Source organism: Phytoactinopolyspora endophytica (genome assembly GCF_004138495.1).
Taxonomy (GTDB): Bacteria; Actinomycetota; Actinomycetes; order Jiangellales; family Jiangellaceae; genus Phytoactinopolyspora; species Phytoactinopolyspora endophytica.
On record NZ_ML142849.1, the window covers coordinates 442,286 to 448,000 of the forward strand.

Consider the following 5,715-nt stretch of genomic DNA (forward strand, 5'->3'; position numbering starts at 1 on the left):
CTGCCGTACCGCTGCCTTGGCCGTGACGAACTGGGCGCGCAGATACTCGTTCACCGGTCTCACATAGGCGTCGGCCGACAGCTCGACCAGCGGAATCCCCTGGTCGCCGTTGTCCATCCCGACAGCGTTGAACGACACGTCGAGCCGTCCTGTCCGTGCGACCACGGCGTCCACGTGCTCGCCGACGGCCTGTTCGTCGAGGGCGTCGACCTCGGCTACGTCGGCGCTGCTTCCAGACTCGGAGATGTCCTTGGCGACGATCTCAAGCGTCGATCTAGTGCGTCCCGCCAGGAACACCCGGGCTCCTTCGCGAGCGAACGCGCGGGCGGCCGCGCCGCCCACCGAACCCCCGGCGCCGTAAATGACGGTGATCTTGTTCTCCAGCAACATGTCGTCCTCCCCAGGTCCGTGTGGTTGACACTCCTGAGACGACAGAACCTGGTACGACTCATCGCTTGACTGATCGACACAGGTCAGAGGCTCTCCGGGAGACCGAACAACGGGAACGTGTCGGCGTGGAACACGCTCATCTCGGCGATCAGGCCGTCCTCCATCCGCAGTACGGCGAGGGCGAACGGCTCGAACCCCGGTTCGCCAGGCGCTCGGATGTACGAGGCGAGCGCCGGCTGCCGGTTGGCGCTGGTCGGCAGCATCCGCATCTCCGGGGCACCATCGACGTGCAAGATCGGCGCCCAACCGGCGATGACCGTCTCCCGGCCGCTGTACCAGCCCGGGGTCGGCTCCATGTGGCCGCCGGCCCATGGCTGATGACCGACCCGCACGTCGTCGCGGAGCAGTGTGGCCAGCGCGTCGTCGTCGGCTCGTTCGATGGCTTCCATGTACCGCCGCAGCACGGCGCGTTCATCGTCGGTCGGCGCCGACGGGGCCGACCATTCCGTCCGCCGCTTCGGCAGGTGGTCCCGAACCGCAGGCCGCGCACGTTGTAGCGCGCTGTTCACCGAGGCCACGCTCACGTCGAGCGTTTCGGCCGTCTCTTGGGCCGACCAGCCGACGACATCACGCAAGATCAAGACGGCGCGCTGACGAGGCGGCAGGAGCTGGATGGCGGTAAGGAACGTCAGCTCGAACGTCTCTCTTGACACGACAGCAGCATCCGCCCCAGGTACCGAGGACGCTAGCGGCTCGAGCAGCTCGTCCGGGAACGGCTGCAACCACGGCACGGCTACCGGTGGAATGGGCGCATGCCCGTCTGAGGTCCGCTCATGCCCGGCGACCGTGGGCCGCCGATGGCGCTTCAGAAGGTCGAGACATGCGTTCGTGGCGATCCGGTAGAGCCATGCCCGGAATGTCGACGGCCCGCGATACGTCGCCCGAGACCGCCAAGCGCGCAGCATGGTCTCCTGAACCAAGTCCTCGGCCTCGTCGTATGAGCCGAGCATGCGGTAGCAGTGCACGCGCAGTTCACCCCGGTACCGCTCCGCGAGCCGACCGAACGCTGCCTCGTCACCCTCCCTCGTTGCCGCGGCGACGAGGTCCTCGTCGCCTTGTTCGTCGTCGGCGGTCATCAGATCACCTCAGCGGTCGTCGCCAGCTTGGTCGTCCACGAGTCCGGCACCATCTCCGCGGCGACCCGACACGCAACATACACTTGCGATGACACAGCCACGTACACTTGTGACGCCACGCGGCGCAGACGGCAATGCTCGAATGGAGCACCTCACACTTCCGCCCACACGGAGTGTGAACCCGATCGGCACCGGATGACTCGCCCAGTTTCGCACATCTGTCGGAAATGGCAAGCATCATAGACTTGCATATCCACAGCAAGATATACTTGTCACTGCACAACCATATACACTTGTGATCGCATGTCGATCAACACTTGAAACACTCCGGAGGGCCGCGAGATGGCCGAACCTGCTGACCGGCTGGCCCTATCACTGGAACGACTGGAAAAGCTTCAGAGCGGCGGACGGAGAGTCTTCCGTTCCAAGGAACTGACACGGATTCATCGCGAACGCCTTCTGCAGAACGGCTTCGTTCGCCGCGTCATACACGGCTGGCTGATCTCATCCAGTCCTGGCGTGGACCCAGGAGACACAACGCCCTGGCATGCCTCGTTCTGGGAGTTCTGCGCCCGTTACTGCGCGGAGCGATTCTCGGATCAATGGCACCTTTCACCGGAGCAGTCGCTGCTGCTGCACGCGGAGAACACAGTGATCCCGCGGCAGGTGGTCATCTACACGCCTCGTGGCACCAACAACACTCTGCAGCTACCGTTCGAAACGTCGCTCTACGACCTGAAAGAGGGTCAGCTGCCTCCCCGAAACGACGTGACTGAACGAGACGGGCTCGTGCTCTACACACCTGAGGCGGCATTGACGAGGGTCTCTGAGTCCTTCTTCACCCGATATCCAGTCGAGGCACAGGTGGCGCTCGCAGGCGTTCCTGAGGCAACTGACATGCTGCGCCGCCTTCTGAACGGCGGCCATTCGACGATTGCCGGCCGTCTGGCAGGCGCCATGCGAAGGATCGAGCGTCCGGAGGTCGCTGACGTCATCCTTGGGTCAATGAGAGCCGCTGGCTATGACGTCCGAGAAACAGACCCGTTCACACCGAGTGAGGTGCTCGGTACGCGCAAGACGACACCGATCGTAAGCCGATTGCAGGCAATGTGGGAAACGTTCCGGGAACCAGTCATCGACTTGTTTCCAAGTCCTCCTGGCCTTCCGAGCGACCAGGAGTCTTATCTTCAGTATGTCGATGAGATCTACAAGAGCGACGCTTACCACTCCCTGTCAATCGAGGGCTACCGGGTGACGCCGGTCCTTGTAGAACGAGTCCGTTCCGGTCAGTGGGATCCCGACGGCCATGCGACTGACAAGCAGAGCAGCGACGCTCTGGCAGCGCGGGGATATTGGCAAGCCTTTCAGCTCGTCCGTGACGCGGTGAGCCGCATCGTCGCCGGAGAGGACGCAGTCGACGTCGTGATCACTTCACACCGCGACTGGTACCTCGAGCTCTTCCAACCATGCGTTGCGGCTGGGCTGGTCCAAGCGTCAGTTCTCGCCGGCTACCGGAATGATGCTGTCTTTCTGCGCGGCTCCCGACACGTGCCGCCCCGTCCGAGTTCTGTCCGGGACGCTGTGCCCACGCTCTTCAACCTCCTCAAAGACGAACCCGAACCGTCCGTGCGGGCGGTGCTCGGACATTGGATGTTCGGTTACATCCACCCCTATCCAGATGGCAATGGCCGCATGGCTCGCTTCCTCATGAACGCCATGCTTGCGACGGGCGGATATCCCTGGACCGTGGTCCGCGTCGATGACCGCGATGCTTACATGGCCGCGTTGGAGGAGGCCAGCATCGGTGCGGACATCCGTCCGTTCGCCGCCTTCATCGCCACCTGTGTGGCGGACTCGGAGCAGTTGAAAGACCGACATTGAGCCCTTGACTCTTCCCTCAGGGGAGACAACAGGCTCGAGGACGTAAGGAGGTGGCGATGGACGAGCTGCTCAGCATCGGGAAGTTCTCGCGCACATGCTGGCTCAGCATCAAGGCGCTCCGGCTGTACGACGAGACCGGGTTACTGCATCCGGCGTACGTGGATCCGGTGTCCGGCTATCGGTATTACACGGCCGAACAGGCATCCACGGCCCGCGCTATCGCGATCCTGCGTTCCCTCGACATGCCGCTGGCGGAGATCAAGGACCTCGTGACCGAGACGGATCCCGACCGGTTCCGAGACCGCCTCGACGCTCACCGCGCCGTGCTCGAGGAGCGTATCGACCGCCATCGCCACATGCTCCAGCGTGTCGATCACTTCATCAGAAAGGGAGCCGTTATGGCTTACGAGTTCACCACCACGACCGTCGAGCCGGTCACCGTCATCGGCCGGACCCTCACCACATCGCCCGAGTCGATCAGCGAGGTCGCGGGACCCGCGTACCACGAGATCTACGAGGCGCTCACTGGAGCAGGCATCACGCCCATCGGACCGCCCTGGATGGCGTACCCCGAGACGGAGGGCGACGTCTGGACGATCGAACTGTGGGTCCCGGTCGCCGACGGCGCGAGTGTGCCCCCAGGTCTCACCGCGCGGCGGTTCGACGGCGGCCGGGCCGCACGCACGGTCCATGTCGGCCCCTACGACGAACTCGGCATGGCGTACCGGGAGATGGAAGTGTGGATGGGCAAACAAGGCCTGACGCCCACCGCCCCGCCGTTCGACGTCTACACGAATGACCCGGCCGTCGTGAAAGACCCGGCCAAGTTCGAGACCGAGATCCTCTGGCCCGTGAAGTAGCGGCAACCAGCGGGCAACGGCCCGACGTGGTGCCCGGCCGGCAGGATGCCATCAACGCATCCTGCCGGCCTGACCCGCCTGGAACGGCAGTTCGCGTTCCCGCTGATGCATGCAGGACTCAGCCCAGGTGGAACGCCGTTGAGTTGGAGCTGACCGCGACGACTCTGCCCCCCGCGACGACGTAGCGCGGCGGGCTGTGCCTGGCCAACGTCTCCTGGACGCTGGCGCCGTCCAACACCACCAGGTCGGCGGCTCCTCCGACCTCGATCCGATGACCTTCCAGGCCCAGGACCTCGGCACCGCCGCTCGTGACCATGTCGAAGACCCGGTCCAGGCCCGGTCTCGATACCGCGCCCAGGGCATGTGCCGCCAGGAACGCGACCTCCAGCATGTTGTTCCGGCCGAACGGATAGTAGGCATCTTCGATGTCGTCCTGTCCGAACGCGACCGGAACGCCCAGGTCCGCCATCTGGAAGGCCGGCAGCCGGACCGGACCGGTGTGCGGGGAGCTGACGAAGGTCAGCCCGGCCTGGCGAGCCAGTCCCGCGAGCCGGCGCACCGATGGCTCCGAGTATGTGCCCACCGCACGAGCGTGGTGAGCGATGCCCCGGCCCACCAGCCCTTGCCTGATCATCTCCGTCGCCAGCATCTCCGTGGTCCGAAGGGCCGGGTCGCCGGCGTCATCGACCAGCATGGCGACCATGCGGCCGTGCTCGGCGGCCAATGCGCACATACGACGGACGTGCTCGCGCGCGTCGTCGTCGCTGTACTCGATCCACGGGATCCCGCCGACGACGTCGGCCCCCATGGCGATGGCCTCCCGCATCAGATCCTCCGCGCCGGGATCCCGCAGCAGTCCTTCCTGCGGGAACGCGACGACGTAGATGTCGACGACGCCCTGGAACTCGTCTCGCAACCGCAGCAAAGGCCGTACGCCGCTCAGCTGTGCGCGCGTGTCGACATCAGCGAATGCCAGCAGATGGCGTACTCCGTGCCGCACGGCCTCGAACACTGCTCGTCGTGCGTTCGCCTCCACCCAGCCCTCGTCGTACTGCTCTTTGACCGTCGATGCCAGCTCGACCGCCGACATCGCCGCGCCCATGGAGGCGTCCGCGTAGGCCGTGCCCGCCGCATCACCGGCCCGGTCGCGCGTGTATGCCTTGCACAGGTGCAGGTGGGGGTTGATGAACGGCTCGGTGACCAGGTTACCGGCGGCGTCGACTTCGACCCGTCCGCTCAGCGGGCCCGCTTCCACCGTGGCGATGCGGCCTTCCCTGACGCCGATGGAGTACCGTCCCTCCCGCCCGCGTAACACGGCGTCGGCGACGACCAAGTCGAACTGGTGAGCCTCATCGGCCAGGCCAGGCTGACCGAACTGATCGGGCTGGTGAGGCTCGCTGGGCAGACCAGGCTGACCGAACTGATCGGGCTGGTGTGCCTCACCAGGC

General features: G+C 65.2%; 5 protein-coding genes. 2 read left to right on the top strand and 3 right to left on the bottom strand.

Annotated elements, in window-relative coordinates; genetic code table 11:
* Together ELR45_RS01995 and ELR45_RS02000 are read right to left on the bottom strand one after the other, a co-directional pair.
* On the bottom strand, positions 1 to 390 hold a 390-nt coding region (locus ELR45_RS01995), incomplete at its 3' end, for an SDR family NAD(P)-dependent oxidoreductase (RefSeq protein WP_129663420.1).
* 83 nt (positions 391 to 473) lie between these two features.
* Entirely contained in the window at positions 474 to 1,526 is a 1,053-nt protein-coding gene (locus ELR45_RS02000; RefSeq protein ID WP_129662997.1) for an RNA polymerase subunit sigma-70, read from the bottom strand.
* Positions 1,527 to 2,045: 519 nt separating this feature from the next.
* Between ELR45_RS02000 and ELR45_RS02005 the strand changes: the two genes are divergently transcribed.
* Positions 2,046 to 3,407 (top strand): Fic family protein, encoded by a 1,362-nt coding sequence (locus tag ELR45_RS02005; RefSeq protein ID WP_205855698.1) that lies wholly within the window; start codon positions 2,046 to 2,048, stop codon positions 3,405 to 3,407.
* 56 nt (positions 3,408 to 3,463) lie between these two features.
* A complete protein-coding gene (locus tag ELR45_RS02010) occupies positions 3,464 to 4,267 on the top strand; it encodes a MerR family transcriptional regulator (RefSeq protein ID WP_129663001.1) in 804 nt (267 codons plus the stop codon).
* A gap of 118 nt (positions 4,268 to 4,385) precedes the next feature.
* Here ELR45_RS02010 and ELR45_RS02015 read toward each other — a convergent pair.
* Positions 4,386 to 5,715: amidohydrolase family protein (locus tag ELR45_RS02015; protein WP_205855699.1), on the bottom strand; the 1,330-nt coding region annotated here is incomplete at its 5' end.